Source organism: uncultured Bacillus sp. (genome assembly GCF_958411575.1).
GTDB classification, from domain to species: domain Bacteria; phylum Bacillota; class Bacilli; order Bacillales; family Bacillaceae; genus Bacillus; species Bacillus spizizenii.
Map to the genome: position 1 here is coordinate 68194 of NZ_CATYRA010000008.1, position 20615 is coordinate 88808.

Annotated in this window: 8 protein-coding genes and 1 pseudogene; 4 read left to right on the top strand and 5 right to left on the bottom strand. The window is 47.1% G+C overall.

Going from position 1 to position 20615, the window contains the following annotated elements; translation table 11 throughout:
* Nucleotides 1-3 precede the first annotated feature (3 nt).
* Nucleotides 4-1437, top strand: coding sequence for a 6-phospho-beta-glucosidase (bglC, locus tag Q5C82_RS14190; RefSeq protein ID WP_003224917.1), 1434 nt, complete (start codon nt 4-6; stop codon nt 1435-1437).
* A gap of 36 nt (nt 1438-1473) precedes the next feature.
* Here the strand turns inward: bglC and nin are convergent, their stop codons facing one another.
* From nin to hxlA, 5 genes are all read right to left on the bottom strand, one after another.
* Nucleotides 1474-1872, bottom strand: coding sequence for a DNA-entry nuclease inhibitor (nin, locus tag Q5C82_RS14195; protein ID WP_003224919.1), 399 nt, complete (start codon nt 1870-1872; stop codon nt 1474-1476).
* 22 nt (nt 1873-1894) lie between these two features.
* A complete protein-coding gene (gene nucA / locus Q5C82_RS14200) occupies nt 1895-2344 on the bottom strand; it encodes a DNA-entry nuclease (protein WP_136975843.1) in 450 nt (149 codons plus the stop codon).
* Nucleotides 2345-2517: 173 nt separating this feature from the next.
* Complete coding sequence (gene tlpC, locus Q5C82_RS14205) at nt 2518-4242, bottom strand: methyl-accepting chemotaxis protein TlpC (protein WP_003224925.1); 1725 nt, start codon at nt 4240-4242, stop codon at nt 2518-2520.
* A gap of 112 nt (nt 4243-4354) precedes the next feature.
* A complete protein-coding gene (gene hxlB, locus Q5C82_RS14210; protein WP_003224927.1) occupies nt 4355-4912 on the bottom strand; it encodes a 6-phospho-3-hexuloisomerase in 558 nt (185 codons plus the stop codon).
* A gap of 4 nt (nt 4913-4916) precedes the next feature.
* Nucleotides 4917-5549 carry a 3-hexulose-6-phosphate synthase gene (gene hxlA / locus Q5C82_RS14215; protein ID WP_003224929.1) on the bottom strand — a complete coding sequence of 211 codons (633 nt, stop codon included), beginning with the start codon at nt 5547-5549 and terminating at the stop codon, nt 4917-4919.
* Between the two features lie 230 nt (nt 5550-5779).
* Here hxlA and hxlR point away from each other — a divergent pair, with 230 nt between their 5' ends.
* From hxlR to srfAB, 3 genes and pseudogenes are all read left to right on the top strand, one after another.
* Nucleotides 5780-6142, top strand: a complete 363-nt coding sequence (gene hxlR / locus Q5C82_RS14220) for a transcriptional activator HxlR (protein WP_003224931.1) — start codon at nt 5780-5782, stop codon at nt 6140-6142.
* A gap of 577 nt (nt 6143-6719) precedes the next feature.
* Complete coding sequence (gene srfAA, locus Q5C82_RS14225; RefSeq protein ID WP_302267804.1) at nt 6720-17483, top strand: surfactin non-ribosomal peptide synthetase SrfAA; 10764 nt, start codon at nt 6720-6722, stop codon at nt 17481-17483.
* Nucleotides 17484-17495: 12 nt separating this feature from the next.
* Nucleotides 17496-20588, top strand: a pseudogene (gene srfAB, locus Q5C82_RS14230) (surfactin non-ribosomal peptide synthetase SrfAB); the annotation flags it as partial.
* Nucleotides 20589-20615: the final 27 nt, after the last annotated feature.

Consider the following 20615-nt stretch of genomic DNA (forward strand, 5'->3'; position numbering starts at 1 on the left):
ACTATGATCCACCAGCATCCAGAATCTTTTCCGAAACATTTTTTGTGGGGCTCTGCTTCAGCAGCGTACCAGATTGAAGGCGCTTGGAACGAAGATGGCAAAGGCCCTTCTGTATGGGATGTATTTACGAAAATACCGGGCAAAACGTTTAAAGCGACCAATGGCGATATTGCGGTTGACCATTATCACCGTTATAAAGAAGATGTCGCTTTGATGGCTGAGATGGGATTAAAAGCGTATCGATTTTCCGTCAGCTGGCCGCGGATTTTTCCAAATGGAAAAGGGGAGATCAATGAAGCAGGCCTAGCGTTTTACGATAACCTGATTGACGAGTTGCTTTCTCATCACATTGAGCCAGTTCTGACTTTATATCACTGGGATTTGCCTCAGGCTCTTATGGACGAGTATGGTGGTTTTGAATCAAGAAACATCATAGAGGATTTTAATAACTACTGTATTACTCTTTATAAACGTTTTGGAGACAGAGTGAAATATTGGGTATCGTTAAACGAACAGAATTACAATTTTAATCACGGCTTTATTACAGCCATGCACCCGCCTGGAGTGAAAGACAGAAAACGATTTTATGAAGCAAACCATATTGCGTTTCTCGCTAATGCGAAAGCCATTGAATCTTTTAGGGAATATGTGCCTGATGGCAAAATCGGTCCAAGCTTTGCTTATTCTCCGGCTTACCCTTTATCCAGCCATCCAGAGGATATACTGGCATTTGAAAACGCTGAAGAATTTATGAACAATTGGTGGCTGGACATGTATTGCTGGGGAACCTACCCGCAAATTCCTTTCCGCTATTTAGAAAAACAAGGCTGGGCGCCGACAATCGAAGCAGGAGATATGGAGCTGCTTGCCAAAGGAAAGCCTGATTTTGTAGGTGTCAATTATTATCAGACCATCACCTACGAACGAAATCCGCTTAATGGTGTGTCGGAAGGGAAAATGAATACGACAGGCCAAAAGGGGACCAACCAGGAAACAGGGATACCCGGAGTGTTTAAAACGAAAAAAAATCCGCACCTGACAACGAGCAACTGGGATTGGACAATTGACCCAATCGGATTGCGTATCGGTCTTCGCCGAATTACAAGCCGCTATCAGCTTCCAGTGTTTATCACAGAGAATGGTTTGGGTGAATTTGATAAAGTTGAGGACGGGACTGTACAGGATGATTATCGAATTGATTATTTGCGTTCGCATCTTGAGCAATGCAGACAAGCCATCAGCGATGGTGTCGATTTGATCGGCTATTGCAGCTGGTCGTTTACTGATCTATTAAGCTGGCTGAATGGTTACCAAAAAAGATACGGATTCGTTTATGTTAATCGCGATGAAGAAAATACACATGATTTAAAACGCTTGAAGAAAAAAAGCTTTTATTGGTATCAGGATGTAATCAAGACGAACGGAGAAAGTTTATAAAGAGTCCCTGAGAGTCATTCTCTCAGGGCTTTTTCATTACACAGAAACAGCATCAATAATATAAGTGTCGGCATGCAGATCTGACATCTCAGCCGGCACAGTCCAGCATGTCAATTGATAGTCTCCTTTAGGAAGATCAAAGGACAGCCTTTTAGACATAATGCTTTCAATTTCAATTCCGTTTTCTGTGACTTGAAAAGGAACAGTCACTTTCTTTTCGTAGGAGTTTACAGTTTCTGAACTGTTCAGGCGCAAAAGAATAAAGGCCTTTGTATTTCTCTGTGCTTCAAATGAAATCGCTCCGTCCGCCGCAGCAAATCCTTTTTCGATCGCTTCGTCAGTCCAATCCATAACAGGAGGTGCAGAATCCTTTTGAAATACAGTAAATTGATGATATGAAATCGACAGTTCTTGTGGCTTCCATGACTTGATCAATGTGCTGTTCCTCCTCTATTGTTTACTGAATCGTGAATAAAACCTTTGTGCCGTCTGGATAGTCGGTAAGCTGATGCCCGACCCAAGAGCCTGCACCGCGGTTGTCAGCAGGAGAAATGTATTCTACAGAAGCTCCCTCACCGCCTTCTTTGCACATGGCCATTGGCCATTCATCTCTGTCATACCCCGTTTTTGGCGGTACGTCTTTTAATGATTGCTCGCGGCGTTCCTCAGCTCCGTCTCTGTCGATGGTGCACACATCAGAGTGCCCCTCATTTATCGCATCCTTAATATGTTTGGCCGTTTCGGGATAACGGTCAGAAGGGAGGGCAATTGTTTCGTCATATTCTTCAGTTTGAGACGTTTTTTGATCAGCTGAGAAAAAGTCTCCCTTGATCAGGCCGACAGCTGCAGCTGCTATGACGACGATGACGAGAAGTATCGTTTTTATGATGTCCATCGTGATGTTCACCTCCCGCTTTCAGCAACTTTAAAACTGCCCCAAGAGTAATCCAGAAAGCATTTGGTGTAAAGGTTAAAATTTTTAGTTTTACAATCAGTTTATTGCTGAAAACGTAATTTTAGCAGGTCGAAATATTTGTTTTCAGTAAAATACCGTTGCCAATTTACAATAATGATAGTAAGTCATCGGCCGTTTTCGGGTTGATCAATCATTTTAAATTGGCTTATGATACCGGTAAGCTCCTCAGCTAATTGAGATAGCGTTTCAGACGCTGCAGTAATCTCTTCCATTGCAGCAAATTGTTCTTCTGTTAATGCAGCCGCCTGACGGGTATTTTCTGTAGAATCTTTAATATCAGCCGTATTGGCTGCAAAGGATTCGTTTATGTTATGTGCAGTGGTTGAGATGTTTGATACAGATGCTGATAAATCACTAATTTCAGCGCTGATTTCACCTGTGGCGGCTGCAATTTCCTTAAATGCATCTCTAGTGCGCTGGATCATGGTGACGCCTTCTGCAGCCTCTGTTTTCACATGCTCAACAGATCTTGCTGATTGGCTCATATCTTTTTGGATTTCTGTGATCAGTTTTGAAATCTGTCCCGCAGACTGTTGAGATTCTTCCGCTAATTTACGCACTTCATCGGCAACAACAGCAAAACCTTTGCCATGTTCACCGGCTCTGGCAGCTTCAATCGCTGCATTCAGTGCAAGCAGGTTTGTCTGATCGGCTATTTGGGTGATGACGGATAAAATTTGCTCAATTTGTTTAGAGCGGCCGTCCAGCTGGTGTATGATTTCTCCGCTATTCTGGATCGAATCGTGAATCGCATCCATTTGTGCCTGCACATTAGAGATTTCCTTTTGCCCAATGGCGGCTTTTGATTGCGCAAGCTGCCCTTTGTCGGCAATAGCAGCAGTATTTGAAGAAATATCCCGGATATCTGCTGAAGCTTGTTTTAATGAACTTTCACTGTTTTCAATTCGTGTGATCTGATGCTGGGCTCCATTTGCAATCTGCTGTACAGCTTCTGTAATCTTTTCTGAAGCTTGATTTGTTTCCTCTGCTCCGGCTGAGAGCTGCTGAGAGGCAGAAGCAAGCTGAAGGGCTGATTGCTGTACGGTTTGGATGGTATCGTTCAGTTTCATCCTCATCTTATTGTAATAGACGCTCAGTTCTGATAGCTCGTCACCGGATTTGTCTGACACCTCTATTGTCATATCTCCGTTTCCGGCACTTTCAAAGGCGCATTTTAAAGCATTCAGCCGCTTATTGATTCTTCTGGTGAAAAGCAGGACAAGGATGACTGATGCAATAATGACGATAACAAGAACGATAGCGAATTGAGTGAAAAGTGATTGCGTAAGTGATGCTAAAATGCTTTGATTGGCTCCGGTATACAGCATGCCGATAATGTTTCCATTTTGGTCCTTTAAAGGCATGTATGCCGTCTGATAAGAAGAGCCCGCCACGTCTGCTTGTCCGTTGAATAGTTTACCCTTCTTTAAAACTGCGTCAGCAACTTCAGGAGAAGCCTGAGTGCCAACAGCTCTTTCGCCATTCTTCATGACATTGGTTGCTACACGAGTATCTCCTTGGAAAATTGTAACGGTATCACCTGTTTTTTCGCCAAGCAGATCAACGATATCCTCATTTTCGTTGATTTGTGTTTGACCTTTATAAAGCTTATTGTTTTTTATCTGCCAGTCCCCTGAAATGACATCATCAATATAAGCACTGCTTAAAGCCAGATCGCCTTTCGCTTTTTCAGTCGCCATTTGTTTCATGCTGTCTGTAATTTCCTTAAGCATCACAGTGCCGATTGATACCGAAAACAAAAGAACAATCACGAAAACTAGGCAGAGAATTTTTGTTCCTAGCTTAAGCTTTAGTTGTTTTATCACCATAATTCCTCCTTTTAATGATTTGTAGGTCATATTACTTATCGGGTTTTTGAGTTTAAAGTTTTATTTTAGGAATAATTAAAACCGGCCTGATCTCCAGGCCGGTTGTGTGACGCTATTCAAGGTTTGCGTGGTGGGTGAACATGGTATCAGAATCGAGCCCTTGTTTCTCCATAAGTTTTAAAATGACTGCATCATAGAACAGCAGCAAAGTTTGCTCAAATAACGATCCCATTGGCTGTATGGTTTTATAGCTTCCGTTTGACTGGTCTTTAGGAGAACCGGGCATGTTGACGATGAGATCCGCTTGTTTTCCGATGCTTGATTCTGGATTGATGGTTAAAGCGGCAACAACCCCGTCTAAGCTATTTGCTTTTGCTGCTGTATGGATCAGGCTCTTTGTCTCGCCTGATCCTGAGCCGATAATGACGAGATCTCCTTTGCGGAGCGGCGGAGTGAGAATCTCACCGACAATATGAGCGTTGAAGCCCATGTGCATCAATCTCATGGCGAAGGATTTTGCCATCAGGCCAGAACGCCCTGCACCCGCAGTGAAAATTTGATTAGATGAAAGAATGTGGTCGGCAAGCTGATCAGCTTCTTCATCAGAAATATAAGCCGCTGAACGGTGTAACTCATTGAGAATTTCCGTTACGTATTCAGTCGTTTTCATAACGTTATCCTTGGGCAATAAGCTGTTTCATTTTTGAAGCCGTTTCTGCTTTATCGGCTGCGCTTGTAATTCCGCCTCCAACAATGACAAGGTCAGGATTTTGTTTGATCACTTCAGGAAGTGTATCAAGTTTGATGCCCCCCGCAATTGCGGTTTTTGCGTTTTTTACGGTATTTTTGATTGTCGTTAATTCTTCGAAAGAGTTTTTACCCTCTGCTTGAAGATCATATCCAGTGTGGACGCAGATGTAGTCAACACCGAGTGCGTCAATTTCTTTCGCACGGGATTCAATATCTTTCACGTTAATCATGTCCACTAAGATTTTCTTCTTCTGTTTTTTGGCTTCTTCTACTGCGCCTTTAATCGTTGCGTCGTCTGTAGCCCCTAAAACGGTGATGATGTCAGCGCCTGCTTCCGACGCTTTCATGATTTCGTATCCACCGGCATCCATGATTTTCAGATCTGCTAGAACCTTCAATTGCGGAAATGTTTCTTTTATTTCTTTAACGGCTCTGAGGCCTTCATTAATGACTACTGGTGTTCCGATCTCAACTACGTCGATGTATTGTTCCACTTCTTTGACGAGCTCAATGGCTTCCGGGATATTTACGAGGTCTAATGCAAGCTGTAATTCCATTGTTAATCCACTCCCTTTTTCGAATTATTTTTCATTCTATAGGTTCCCTCTATTGATGAGAAGTAGGCACTTTGAAGTCAACTAGTTACTTGGAGGATACTGTGAGGAGAGGCAATCAGATTTCTTTCGCTTGGTTTTATGAGTGAGTATAATAAAAAGGAGTCTGCGAAAAAGTAAGTAAGTGATGATACGTCTCTAACATACAAATAGTATACTAAGGGGGGATTTCTTTGAGCCGGATGGACGACAAAAGGTTTAATTGTGAGAAGGAATTAACGCTTGCAGTGATCGGCGGTAAATGGAAAATGCTCATTTTGTGGCATTTAGGAAAAGAAGGCACAAAACGGTTCAATGAATTAAAAACTTTGATTCCTGATATTACGCATAAGATTCTCGTAAATCAGCTGAGAGAGCTTGAGCAGGATATGATTGTTCACAGGGAAGTGTATCCGGTTGTCCCGCCGAAGGTTGAATATTCATTGACCTCGCAAGGAGAAAGCCTCATGCCGATTCTTGATGCCATGTATGAGTGGGGGAAAGGCTATATGGAACTGATTGATATCGACAAAAATGTCATAAAGGAATCGTTGTAAGGCGCTCTTCGCAAGGGTGTCTTTTTTTTGCTCGTTTTTCGGTTTTTGCGCGGTAAATAGATGTCATGTAAAGAATGTAAATGGCTTTCAACAATAAAGGGGAATTAATAGGGTGGACGAGTTTTAAAAATTTTTATTTTTCTGTAAATAATGTTTAGTGGAAATTTTTGCGGCATCCCGCAAAAATATCCCAGTAAATAAACTGGAATCTTTCGGCATCCCGCATGAAACTTTTCACCCATTTTTCGGTGATAAAAACATTTTTTTCATTTAAAGTGAACGGTAGTAATGTAAAAAAATATTGAAAACAATGAATAAATAGCCAAAACTGTTTCCTGTTGGGATGAGGGATCTTGCGGTCTGTATCCGCTAGTGTTAAACACCGCAATGATGATGATGGCAGCCCGTTTTGATAGCGGCAATCTGTTTTTTTGTTTGGATGCACTGCTTTTTAAGTGTAGTACTTTTGGCTTTTTCGACTGTTAGTTCATAAGGTTTAAAAGCTTATATGGATAAGAAAGGGAAAATACGCTGCACATGTTCACTAGTTATTGAAGATTAGGGGAGGTATGACAATATGGAAATAACTTTTTACCCTTTAACGGATGCACAAAAACGAATTTGGTACACAGAAAAATTTTATCCTCACACAAGTATTTCGAATCTTGCGGGGATTGGTAAGCTGGTTTCAACTGATAAGGTTGACTGGGTGCTTGTTGAGCAGGCGATTCAAGAGTTTATCCGCAGAAATGACGCTATGCGCCTTCGTTTACGGCTCGATGAAAACGGAGAGCCTGTTCAATATATAAGCGAGTATCGGCCTGTTGATATAAAACATACTGACACCACTGGAGATCCGAATGCGATTGAGACTATTTCACAATGGAGCCGGGAGGAAACGAAAAAACCGTTACGGCTGTACGATTGTGACTTGTTCCGTTTTTCCATGTTCACCATAAAGGAAAATGAAGTGTGGTTTTACGCAAATGTTCATCACGTGATTTCTGATGGAATCTCTATGAATATACTCGGAAATGCGGTTATGCACATTTATTTAGAATTAGCCGGCGCCTCAGAAACAAAAGAAGGAATCTCGCATTCATTTATCGATCATGTTTTATCTGAACAGGACTATGCTCAATCGAAGCGGTTTGAAAAGGATAAGGTATTTTGGAACAAGCAATTCGAATCGGTGCCTGAACTTGTTTCCCTGAAACGGAATGCTTCCGCAGGTGGGAGTTTAGATGCTGAGAGGTTCTCTAAAGATGTGCCTGAAGCGCTTCATCAGCAGATCCTATCGTTTTGTGAGGCAAACAAGGTCAGTGTTCTTTCGGTGTTTCAATCGGTGCTTGCCGCCTATTTGTACAGAGTCAGCGGTCAGAATGATGTCGTGACGGGAACCTTTATGGGCAACCGGACAAATGCGAAAGAGAAGCAGATGTTTGGCATGTTTGTTTCGACAGTTCCGCTACGGACAAACGTAGACGGCGGTCAGTCGTTTTTAGGTTTTGTCAAAGACCGGATGAAGGATCTCATGAAGACGCTTCGTCACCAAAAATACCCGTATAACCTCCTGATCAATGATTTGCGTGAAACAAAGAGCTCGCTGACCAAGCTGTTTACGATTTCTCTTGAATATCAGGTGATGCAGTGGGAGAAAGAAGAGGATCTTTCCTTTTTGACTGAGCCGATTTTCAGCGGCAGCGGATTAAATGATGTCTCGATTCATGTAAAGGATCGATGGGATACAGGGAAACTCACCATTGATTTTGATTACCGCACTGATTTATTTTCACGTGAAGAAATCAAAATTGTTTGTGAACGCATGATGACGATGCTGGAGAATGCATTATCGCATCCAGATGATGCAATTGATGAATTAACGCTGATTTCTGAAGCGGAGAAAGAGAAGCTGCTTGCGAGGGCCGGCGGTGAATCTGTCAGCTATCGTAAGGATATGACGATTCCAGAGCTGTTCCAAGAACAGGCTGAACTGCTATCTGATCATCCAGCGGTTGTTTTTGAAGATCGCACATTGTCCTATCGAACATTACATGAACAATCTGCACGCATCGCCAATGTGCTGAAACAGAAAGGGGTTGGCCCAGACAGTCCTGTCGCGGTTCTGATTGAACGCTCAGAACGGATGATTACGTCTATCATGGGGATTTTAAAAGCCGGCGGAGCCTATGTGCCGATTGATCCCGCTTTTCCGGCGGAGCGCATTCAATATATTTTGGAGGACTGCGGCGCGGACTTCATCCTGACTGAATCGAAGGTTGCGGCTCCTGCAGCTGATGCTGAGCTGATTGATTTTGATCAGGCGATTTCCGAAGGTGCAGACGAAAGCCTGAATGCAGATGTGAACGCACGGAACCTTGCCTACATTATTTACACATCGGGAACAACCGGACGTCCGAAAGGTGTTATGATCGAGCATCGCCAGGTTCATCACTTGGTTGAATCTTTGCAGCAGGCGATTTACCAAAGCGGCAGCCAAACACTGCGGATGGCATTGCTTGCGCCGTTCCACTTTGATGCGTCAGTGAAGCAGATTTTCGCGTCGCTTCTTTTGGGACAAACCCTTTATATCGTATCTAAGAAAACAGTGACAAACGGATCTGCCCTTGCTGCATATTATCGCAGGCACAGCATTGAAGCGACGGATGGAACACCTGCCCATCTGCAAATGCTGATCGCGGCGGGCGATTTTGAAGGTCTCAAGCTGAAGCATATGCTGATTGGAGGAGAGGGCCTATCGTCTGTTGTTGCGGACAAGCTGTTGAAGCTATTTAAAGAAGCAGGCACAGCGCCGCGTTTGACCAATGTGTACGGGCCGACTGAAACGTGTGTTGACGCGTCCGTTCATCAGGTTATCCCAGAGAGTGCCGTTCAATCAGCGTATGTGCCGATCGGGAAAGCGCTGGGGAATAACCGTTTATATATTTTGGATCAAAGAGGCAGGCTGCAGCCGGAAGGTGTGGCGGGCGAGCTTTATATCGCAGGCGACGGTGTTGGCCGAGGCTATTTACATTTGCCTGAATTGACGGCTGAGAAGTTTTTACAAGATCCATTCGTGCCAAGCGATCGCATGTACCGGACCGGAGACGTGGTGCGCTGGCTGCCAGATGGAACAATCGAATATTTAGGCAGAGAGGATGACCAGGTCAAAGTCCGCGGATACCGGATTGAGCTTGGAGAAATTGAAGCCGTGATTCAGCAGGCGCCAGACGTTGCGAAAGCCGTTGTTTTGGCACGTCCTGACGAACAGGGAAATCTTGAGGTTTGCGCATATGTTGTGCAGACGACTGGCAGCGAATTTGCTCCGGCCAGCCTGCGGGAGCATGCGGCCAGACAGCTTCCTGACTATATGGTACCGGCTTACTTGACAGAAGTGACAGAAATTCCGCTCACGCCAAGCGGTAAAGTGGACCGCCGAAAGCTGTTTGCATTACAGGTGAAGGCGGTCAGCGGAACAGCCTATACGGCGCCGCGCAATGATATGGAAAAAGCAATCGCAGCCATTTGGCAGGACGTGCTGAATGTTGAGAAGGCGGGGATCTTTGACAATTTCTTTGAAACGGGCGGGCATTCATTGAAGGCTATGACGCTTTTAACAAAGGTTCATAAGGAAACAGGCGCTGACATTCCGCTTCAATACTTGTTTGAGCATCCGACGATTGCGGCTCTTGCGGAGGAAGCCAAACACAGAGAAATCCAGGAATTTGCAGCGATTGAACCTGCTGAAAAACAGGAGCATTACCCGCTTTCTTTGGCACAGCAGCGAACTTATATCGTCAGCCAGTTCGAGGATGCGGGTGTTGGATACAACATGCCGGCGGCAGCGATTTTGGAAGGGCCTTTAGAGATTCAAAAGCTGGAGCGCGCATTTCAAGGGTTAATCCGCCGCCACGAGTCTCTGAGAACGTCATTTATTCTTGAAAACAGCACGCCGAGACAGAAAATTCATGACAGCGTCGATTTCAACATCGAGATGATTGAAAGAGGCGGCCGCTCAGATGAGGCAATTATGACTTCATTCGTCCGGAGATTTGATTTGGCAAAAGCACCGCTGTTCAGAATCGGCTTGATGGAGCTTGAAGAGAACCGTCATATGCTTCTGTTTGACATGCATCATTTGATTTCTGACGGTGTGTCCATTGGCATTATTTTGGAGGAGTTAGCACGGATATACAAAGGCGAACAGCTTCCTGAGCTTCGTCTTCAGTATAAGGATTACGCTGTGTGGCAAAGCGGCCAGGCTGCTGAAGGGTACCAGAAGGACCGGGCGTATTGGAAGGAGGTCTTTGCGGGCGAGCTTCCGGTGCTTCAGCTTCTGTCCGATTATCCGAGACCGCCTGTTCAAAGTTTTGAAGGGGATCGGGTGTCAATCAAGCTGGATGCGGGATTAAAGGATCGCTTAAATCGTTTGGCTGAACAAAATGGCGCCACGCTGTATATGGTGATGCTGTCCGCTTACTATACGCTTTTGTCAAAGTATACGGGACAGGATGACATCATTGTCGGCACACCGTCTGCGGGCAGAAACCACTCCGATATAGAGGGCATTGTCGGGATGTTCGTCAATACGCTCGCAATTCGCAGTGAAGTGAAGCAGGACGAGACGTTTACCCATTTGATCACTCGTGTCCGCAAACAGGTGCTGGACGCCTTTTCTCATCAGGACTATCCGTTTGAGTGGCTTGTTGAAGATCTGAACATTCCGCGTGATGTAAGCAGACATCCGCTGTTTGACACGATGTTCAGTCTTCAAAATGCGACAGAGGGTATTCCGGCTGTCGGTGATCTGATCTTGTCTGTTCATGAGACCAACTTCAAGATTGCAAAGTTTGATTTGACGATGCAGGCGAGAGAAACCGATGAAGGCATTGAGCTTGATTTGGACTACAGCACGAACCTGTTTAAGCAAAGCACGGCTGACAGGCTGCTCAACCATTTTGCGCGTTTGCTAGAAGATGCTGCGGCTGAGCCTGAGAAACAGATTTCTGAGTACAAGCTTCTTTCTGAAGAGGAGGTTGCTTCGCAAATTCAGCAGTTTAACCCGGGCAGAACACCTTATCCGAAAGAAAAAACGATTGTTCAGCTGTTTGAAGAGCAAGCGGCGAAAACGCCAGACCATCCGGCACTTCAATATGAAGGCAAATCACTTACCTATCGTGAGCTGAATGAACGGGCCAATCGTTTAGCGCGCGGCATTCTTTCTCTCGGAGCAGGCGAAGGCAGAACAGCCGCTGTCTTGTGCGAACGGTCAATGGACATGATTGTGTCGATCCTCGCAGTTTTAAAAGCTGGCTCGGCTTATGTTCCGATTGATCCGGAACATCCGATTCAGCGGATGCAGCATTTCTTCTGTGACAGCGGAGCGAAGGTGCTTCTCACTCAGAAAAAATTAAAGGCTTTAGCAGAGGAAGCGGAATTCGACGGCGTTATCGTGCTTGCAGATGAGGAAGAAAGCTATCATGCTGATGCGCAAAATTTCACACTGCCTCTTGATTCTTCGGCGATGGCCAATCTGACGTATACTTCCGGAACGACAGGAACACCAAAGGGAAATATCGTGACACATGCCAATATTCTGCGCACGGTGAAGGAAACGAATTATCTCAGCATTACGGAACAGGACACGATTCTCGGACTTTCCAATTACGTGTTTGACGCGTTTATGTTTGATATGTTCGGTTCTTTGTTAAACGGTGCCAAGCTTGTACTGATACCGAAAGAAACCGTTTTGGATATGGCTCGCCTGTCTCGTGTTATTGAGCGGGAGAACATCAGCATTCTTATGATTACAACTGCTTTGTTCCACCTGCTTGTGGACTTGAATCCGGCATGCTTGTCAACGCTGCGCAAGATTATGTTTGGCGGGGAGCGGGCTTCGGTTGAGCATGTAAGAAAAGCTTTGCAAACGGTTGGAAAAGGCAAGCTCCTTCACATGTATGGGCCGTCTGAAAGCACGGTTTTCGCGACGTATCATCCGGTTGATGAATTGGAGGAGGACACACTGTCTGTTCCGATTGGAAAACCGGTCAGCAATACGGAAGTATACATCCTTGACCGGGCGGGACACGTGCAGCCTGCCGGGATCGCCGGGGAGCTTTGTGTGAGCGGCGAAGGACTCGTGAAAGGCTATTACAACCGTCCAGAACTGACTGAGGAGAAGTTCATTCCGCATCCGTTTACGTCCGGCGAACGCATGTATAAAACGGGTGACCTCGCCAGATGGCTGCCGAATGGCGACATCGAATTTATCGGTCGGATCGACCATCAGGTGAAAATTCGCGGACAGCGCATCGAGCTTGGAGAAATCGAACATCAGCTGCAAACCCACGACCGCGTGCAAGAGAGTGTTGTGCTTGCTGTTGATCAAGGCGCGGGAGACAAGCTGCTCTGCGCGTACTTTGTCGGGGAGGGAGAAATCTCATCTCAAGAGCTGAGAGAACATGCGGCAAAGGATCTGCCGGCTTACATGATTCCTGCAGTGTTTATTCAAATGGACGAGCTGCCGCTGACCGGGAACGGAAAAATCGACCGGAGAGCGCTGCCGCTTCCTGATGCCAGCGTCTCAAGAGGTGTTTCATATGTTGCGCCTCGCAATGAAACGGAACAACAACTCGCAGACGTTTGGGCACAGGTGCTTCAGGTTCAACAGGTCGGCGTTTATGATCACTTCTTTGACATCGGCGGACATTCATTAGCAGGCATGAAGATGCTTGCCTTAGTTCATCAGGAACTGGGTGTTGAACTGTCACTTAAAGATCTCTTCCAGTCACCTACGGTTGAGGGCTTAGCACAGGTAATTGCCTCTGCTGAAAAAGGGACAGCCATCAGCATCAGCCCGGCAAAGAAACAAGATACGTATCCTGTTTCCTCACCGCAAAAACGGATGTATGTGCTCCAGCAGCTTGAAGGAGCGCAAACGAGCTATAACATGCCAGCGGTTCTGCGCCTTACAGGTGAGCTTGATGTTGAAAGGCTTAACAGCGTCATGCAGCAGTTAATGCAGCGTCATGAAGCCTTTAGAACCACGTTTGAAATAAAAGATGGAGAAACGGTGCAGCGGATCTGGGAAGAAGCTGAGTGTGAGATGGCATATTTCGAAGCTGCAGAAGAAGAGACAGAGCGGATCGTTTCTGAGTTTATCAAGCCTTTCAAAATCGATCGGCTCCCGCTGTTTAGAATGGGTCTGATCAAGCATTCAGACACTGAGCATGTGCTGCTGTTCGATATGCATCATATTATTTCTGATGGTGCGTCTGTTGGTGTGCTGATTGAGGAACTTTCGAAGCTGTACGACGGAGAAACCCTTGAGCCGCTCCGCATTCAATATAAGGATTATGCCGTGTGGCAGCAGCAGTTCATTCAGTCTGAGCTTTACAAGAAACAAGAGGAGCACTGGCTGAAGGAGCTGGACGGAGAGCTGCCGGTGCTGACGCTACCGACTGACTATAGCCGGCCTGCCGTTCAAACATTTGAAGGAGACCGTATTGCATTTTCATTAGAAGCAGGCAAAGCTGAAGCTCTGCGCAGACTAGCAAAAGAAACGGATTCCACACTGTACATGGTGCTTCTGGCTTCATACAGTGCGTTTTTATCGAAACTGAGCGGGCAAGACGATATCATCGTCGGTTCACCGATAGCCGGACGATCCCAAGCTGACGTCAGCCGCGTCATCGGAATGTTCGTCAATACGTTGGCGCTGCGCACGTATCCGAAAGGTGAAAAAACATTTGCTGACTATCTTAGCGAAGTGAAAGAAACCGCGCTCAATGCTTTTGGTGCGCAGGATTATCCGCTTGAGGATCTGATCGGAAACGTACAGGTTCAGCGTGACACGAGCAGAAATCCGTTATTCGATGCAGTATTTTCGATGCAAAATGCGAACATCAAGGATTTAACGATGAAAGGGATTCAGCTGGAGCCGCATCCGTTTGACCGGAAAACGGCCAAGTTTGACATCACACTGACGGCTGACGAAACGGACGGAGGGCTTACGTTCGTACTTGAATACAATACAGCGCTGTTTAAACCTGAAACAATCGAACGATGGAAACAATACTGGATGCAGCTTCTAGATGCTGTCACAGGCAATCCGAACCAACCGCTTGCCAGCCTGTCAATCGTCACTGAAACAGAAAAACAAACGCTTCTCGACGCATGGAAGGGCAAAAACCTTTCTGTGCCGACAGATAAAACCGTTCATCAGCTATTCGAAGAGACCGCTCAGCGCCACAAAGACCGCCCGGCTGTCACATTCAACGGACAGTCATGGACGTACGGCGAGCTGAATGCGAAGGCAAACCGTCTTGCCCGGATTCTGATCGACTGCGGCATCAGCGCGGATGAGCGCGTCGGCGTTCTCACGAAGCCGTCGCTTGAAATGTCCGCTGCGGTGCTCGGCGTCTTAAAGGCGGGAGCGGCGTTTGTGCCGATTGATCCTGATTATCCGGATCAGCGGATTGATTATATTTTACAAGACAGCGGCGCGAAGCTTCTCTTGAAACAGGAAGGCATTTCAGTTCCGGATAGCTTCTCAGGAGACGTCATTTTTCTCGACGGAGATCGTACGATTCTAAGCCTGCCGCTAGATGAAAACGATGAAGAAAATCCAGAGACGGATACAAACGCGGAAAACCTCGCGTACATGATTTACACGTCTGGAACGACCGGGCAGCCGAAGGGTGTCATGGTTGAGCATCATGCGCTTGTGAACCTGTGCTTCTGGCACCACGACGCGTTCAGCATGACAGAGGAGGACCGCAGTGCGAAATACGCGGGCTTTGGATTCGATGCCTCCATTTGGGAGATGTTCCCGACTTGGACAATTGGCGCCGAGCTTCACGTCATTGATGAAGAAATCCGCCTTGATATCGTCCGCCTGAACGACTATTTCGAAACACACGGCGTGACGATTACCTTCCTGCCGACGCAGCTGGCGGAACAGTTCATGGAGCTTGAGAACACATCACTACGTGTCCTCTTGACTGGAGGAGACAAGCTGAAGCGTGCGGTCAAACAGCCGTACACGCTCGTCAACAACTACGGGCCGACAGAAAATACGGTCGTTGCCACGAGCACAGAAATCAACCCGGAGGAAGGCTCGCTTTCCATCGGGCAGGCGATCGCCAATACGAGAGTGTACATTCTCGGCGAGGGCAATCAGGTGCAGCCGGAAGGCGTGGCCGGAGAGCTTTGCGTGGCGGGACGCGGACTGGCGCGAGGCTATCTGAATAAAGAGGACGAAACCGCGAAGCGGTTTGTCGCTGATCCGTTTGTGCCGGGTGAACGCATGTACCGCACCGGCGATTTGGTGAAATGGGTGAACGGCGCCATCGAATACATCGGCCGGATCGACCAGCAGGTCAAGGTCCGCGGTTATCGGATCGAGCTCTCAGAAATCGAAGTCCAGCTCGCCCAGCTTTCTGAGGTGCACGATGCTGCGGTAACAGCTGTCAAAGATAAAGGCGGCAATACAGCGATCGCGGCGTATGTCACACCGGAAACAGCTGACATAGAAGCGTTAAAGTCTTCGTTGAAAGAAACCCTGCCGGACTATATGATCCCGGCGTTCTGGGTGACGCTGAACGAACTTCCGGTTACCGCAAACGGCAAAGTAGACCGCAAAGCGCTGCCGGAGCCGGATATCGAAGCAGGGGGCGGAGAATACAAAGCGCCGACAACGGACATGGAAGAGCTGCTTGCCGGCATTTGGCAGGACGTGCTCGGTATTTCTGAAGTCGGTGTCAGTGACAATTTCTTCTCGCTCGGCGGAGATTCCATCAAAGGAATCCAGATGGCGAGCCGCTTGAACCAGCACGGCTGGAAGCTGGAAATGAAAGATCTTTTCCAGCACCCGACGATCGAAGAGCTGACCCAATACGTGGAGCGTGCCGAAGGCAAACAGGCAGACCAAGGCCCAGTGGAGGGCGAAGTCATTCTGACACCGATCCAGCGCTGGTTCTTTGAAAAGAATTTCACGAACAAGCACCATTGGAATCAGTCAGTGATGCTTCACGCCGCGAAGGGCTTTGATCCTGAACGGGTGGAGAAAACATTGCAGGCACTGATCGAACATCATGACGCACTCCGCATGGTTTATCGTGAGGGAACGAAAGAGGTCGTTCAATACAATAGAGGACTTGAAGATGCTTCAGCTCAATTGGAGATCATTCAAATCGAGGGCCAAGCGAAAGATGATGAAGACCGCATAGAGAGAGAAGCGGAACGGCTGCAGAGCAGCATCGACTTGCAGGAAGGCGGCTTGTTAAAAGCAGGCTTGTTCCAAGCGGAAGACGGAGACCACTTGCTTCTTGCCATTCACCACTTAGTGGTTGACGGCGTGTCGTGGCGGATTTTACTGGAGGATTTCGCCGCGGTATATACACAGCTTGAGCAAAGCAATGAACCGGTTCTCCCGCAGAAAACACATTCATTTGCGGAGTATGCAGAGAGATTACAAGACTTCGCGAACTCCAAAGCCTTTTTGAAAGAAAAAGAGTATTGGAGACAGCTTGAAGAACAAACTGTCGCGGCAAACCTTCCGAAGGATCGTGAATCTGGTGATCAGCGAATGAAACATACAAGGACAATCGAATTTTCGCTGACTGCTGAAGAGACAGAACAGCTCACCACCAAGGTGCATGAGGCATATCACACAGAAATGAATGATATTTTGCTGACGGCATTCGGATTGGCGATGAAGGAGTGGACAGGTCAGGATCGAGTAAGTGTTCATTTAGAGGGGCATGGACGTGAAGAAATCATAGAAGACCTGACCATTTCCCGGACAGTCGGCTGGTTTACGAGTATGTACCCGATGGTACTCGATATGAAGCATACGGATGATCTGGGCTACCAGCTGAAGCAAATGAAAGAAGATATCAGACATGTACCGAATAAGGGAGTCGGGTATGGCATTCTCCGCTATCTGACGGCGCCGGAACATAAAGAAGATGTGGCGTTCTCGATTCAGCCGGATGTCAGCTTTAACTACTTAGGACAGTTCGATGACATGTCGGATGCAGGCTTGTTCAAGAGATCAGAGCTGCCTTCAGGACAGTCGTTAAGCCCGGAAACAGAAAAACCGAACGCGCTTGATGTTGTCGGATACATTGAAAACGGAAAACTGACGATGTCAATGGCCTATCATTCTCTTGAATTTCATGAAAAAACGATAAAGACATTCAGCGACAGCTTTAAAGCCCATCTTCTCAGAATCATTGAACATTGCCTATCTCAAGATGGAACGGAACTGACGCCGAGTGACCTTGGCGACGACGATTTGACGCTGGATGAACTGGATAAATTAATGGAAATTTTCTAATAGAGGTGGCATATGAGCAAAAAATCGATTCAAAAGGTGTACGCACTGACACCGATGCAGGAGGGAATGCTGTATCATGCGATGCTTGATCCGCATTCTTCCTCGTACTTCACACAATTAGAGCTTGGGATTCACGGTGCTTTTGATCTTGAAATCTTTGAGAAAAGCGTCAATGAACTGATTCGGTCATACGATATTCTCCGTACGGTATTTGTGCACCAGCAGCTGCAAAAACCGCGTCAGGTCGTGTTAGCGGAACGCAAAACAAAGGTGCATTATGAAGATATCAGCCATGCGGACCAAGACCGCCAGAAAGAGCATATTGAGGGTTATAAACAAGACGTGCAGCGCCAAGGTTTTAACCTGGCAAAAGACATGTTGTTTAAGGTGGCGGTTTTCCGTCTTGATGCAGATCAGCTGTATCTTGTCTGGAGTAATCATCATATTATGATGGATGGCTGGAGCATGGGCGTACTCATGAAAAGCCTGTTCCAAAACTACGAAGCGATCAGAGCAGGCAAAACACCGGCAAACGGTCAGGGAAAGCCTTATTCCGACTACATCAAGTGGCTTGGAAAGCAGGACAATGAAGAAGCGGAGAGCTACTGGAGCGAACGCTTGGCGGGTTTTGAACAGCCGAGCGTACTCCCGGGCCGCCTGCCTGAGAAAAAAGACGAATACGTTAACAAAGAATATTCATTTACATGGGACGAAAAACTGGTTGCCCGCATTCAACAAACCGCAAACCGCCATCAAGTGACAGGACCCAACCTGTTTCAGGCTGTTTGGGGCATTGTTCTTAGCAAATACAACTTTGCGGATGACGTTGTCTTCGGCACGGTTGTATCGGGCCGCCCGTCTGAAATCAACGGGATTGAAACGATGGCGGGGCTGTTTATCAACACCATCCCGGTTCGGGTAAAAGTTGATCGAGATGCTGCTTTCGCTGATGTGTTCTCAGCTGTTCAACAGCATGCAGTAGAGGCGGAGCGCTATGATTACGTACCGCTCTATGAGATTCAAAAGCGCTCAGCCCTTGATGGCAATCTCTTGAACCATCTGGTCGCGTTTGAAAATTATCCGCTGGATCAAGAGCTTGAAAACGGCAGCATGGAAGACCGACTCGGATTTTCTATCAAGGTAGAAAGCGCATTTGAGCAAACGAGCTTCGATTTCAATCTGATTGTGTATCCAGGCAAAACGTGGACTGTCAAAATCAAATATAACGGAGCTGCCTTTGATTCCGTCTTTATCGAACGGGCAGCGAAGCACCTTACCCGCATGATGGAAGCGGCTGTCGATCAGCCGGACGCTTTTGTCCGTGAGTACGGGCTTGTGGGAGACGAAGAGCAGCGGCAAATTGTCGAGGTGTTTAACCAGACGGAAGCCGAACTTCCAGAAGGAATAGCCGTTCATCAAGTGTTTGAAGAACAAGCGCAGCGAACACCAGCAAGCACTGCCGTCGTATATGAAGGAGCCGAGCTGACATACCGTCAGCTGAATACAGCGGCAAACCGTCTGGCGAGAAAGCTTGTCGAACTAGGTCTTCAAAAAGGGGAAACAGCCGCGATTATGAACGACCGCTCGGCAGAAACCGTTGTCGGCATGCTGGCTGTGTTAAAAGCTGGAGCCGCCTATGTGCCGCTTGATCCCGTGCTTCCTGAAGACCGTCTTCGTTTCATGGCGGAGGACAGCTCAATTCAGATGGTATTGGCCGGAAAGTCTTATACAGAGCAGGCGCATCAGTTGCAAGTGCCGGTTATTACACTGGACAGCGGCTTTGAAGAGAGCGGAGCGGCTGACAATCTCAATCTGCCATCCGCACCGTCTGATTTGGCATACATCATGTATACATCTGGTTCAACGGGCAAACCGAAAGGCGTCATGATCGAACATAAAAGCATTTTGCGCCTCGTTAAAAATGCCGGTTACGTTCCTATTCATGAAGAGGACCGCATGGCGCAAACGGGAGCTGTCAGCTTTGATGCCGGCACTTTTGAGGTATTCGGCGCACTGCTGAATGGCGCAGCACTTTATCCGGCCAAAAAAGAGACGCTGCTTGATGCGAAACAATTTGCGGCATTCCTGCGTGAGCAGAGAATCACGACCATGTGGCTGACATCACCATTATTCAACCAGCTTGCTGCAAAGGATGCCGGCATGTTCGGCACACTGCGCCATGTAATCATCGGAGGAGACGCGCTCGTGCCGCATATTGTCAGCAAAGTGAAGCAGGCATCACCGTCGCTTTCGTTGTGGAACGGATATGGTCCGACAGAAAACACGACGTTTTCAACAAGTTTTCTGATCGACCGTGAGTATAGCGGCTCTATTCCAATCGGGAAGCCTATCGGAAATTCGACTGCCTACATCATGGATGAGCAGCAGCGTTTGCAGCCGATTGGCGCTCCCGGCGAGCTGTGCGTCGGCGGAATCGGTGTAGCGCGAGGATATGTCAATCTTCCTGAGCTGACGGAGAAGCAATTTCTTGAAGATCCATTCAGGCCGGGTGAAAGGATTTATCGCACTGGCGACTTGGCGAGATGGCTGCCGGACGGCAATATCGAATTTTTAGGAAGAATCGACAATCAAGTGAAGGTGCGCGGCTTCCGAATTGAGCTTGGCGAAATTGAAACAAAACTGAACATGGCAGAGCATGTGACAGAGGCTGCGGTGATCATCCGCAAGAACAAAGCAGGTGAAAATGAAATTTGCGCGTACTTTACGGCGGACCGTAAAGTGTCTGTGAGCGGGCTGCGAAAAACGCTGTCTCAATCTTTGCCTGATTATATGGTTCCTGCCCATTTGATTCAGATGGACAGCCTGCCGCTCACGCCGAACGGAAAAATCAACAAAAAAGAACTGCCTGCGCCTCAATCAGAAGCCGTACAGCCGGAATACACAGCACCAGAGACAGAGAGTGAAAAGAAATTAGCGGAGATCTGGGAAGGGGTACTCGGCGTCAAGGCAGGCGTTACCGATAACTTCTTTATGATCGGCGGTCATTCTTTGAAAGCGATGATGATGACGGCAAAAATCCAAGAGCATTTTCATAAAGAAGTGCCGATTAAAGTGCTTTTTGAAAAGCCGACTATTCAAGAATTGGCTCTGTATTTGGACGAGAATGAAAGC

Bases quoted from the DNA above. Each gene is read 5' to 3' on its own strand.
- bglC (WP_003224917.1), top strand. From the start codon at position 4: ATGATCCACCAGCATCCAGAATCTTTTCCGAAACATTTTTTGTGGGGC.
- tlpC (WP_003224925.1), bottom strand. From the start codon at position 4,242: ATGGTGATAAAACAACTAAAGCTTAAGCTAGGAACAAAAATTCTCTGC.
- hxlB (WP_003224927.1), bottom strand. From the start codon at position 4,912: ATGAAAACGACTGAATACGTAACGGAAATTCTCAATGAGTTACACCGT.
- hxlA (WP_003224929.1), bottom strand. From the start codon at position 5,549: ATGGAATTACAGCTTGCATTAGACCTCGTAAATATCCCGGAAGCCATT.
- srfAA (WP_302267804.1), top strand. From the start codon at position 6,720: ATGGAAATAACTTTTTACCCTTTAACGGATGCACAAAAACGAATTTGG.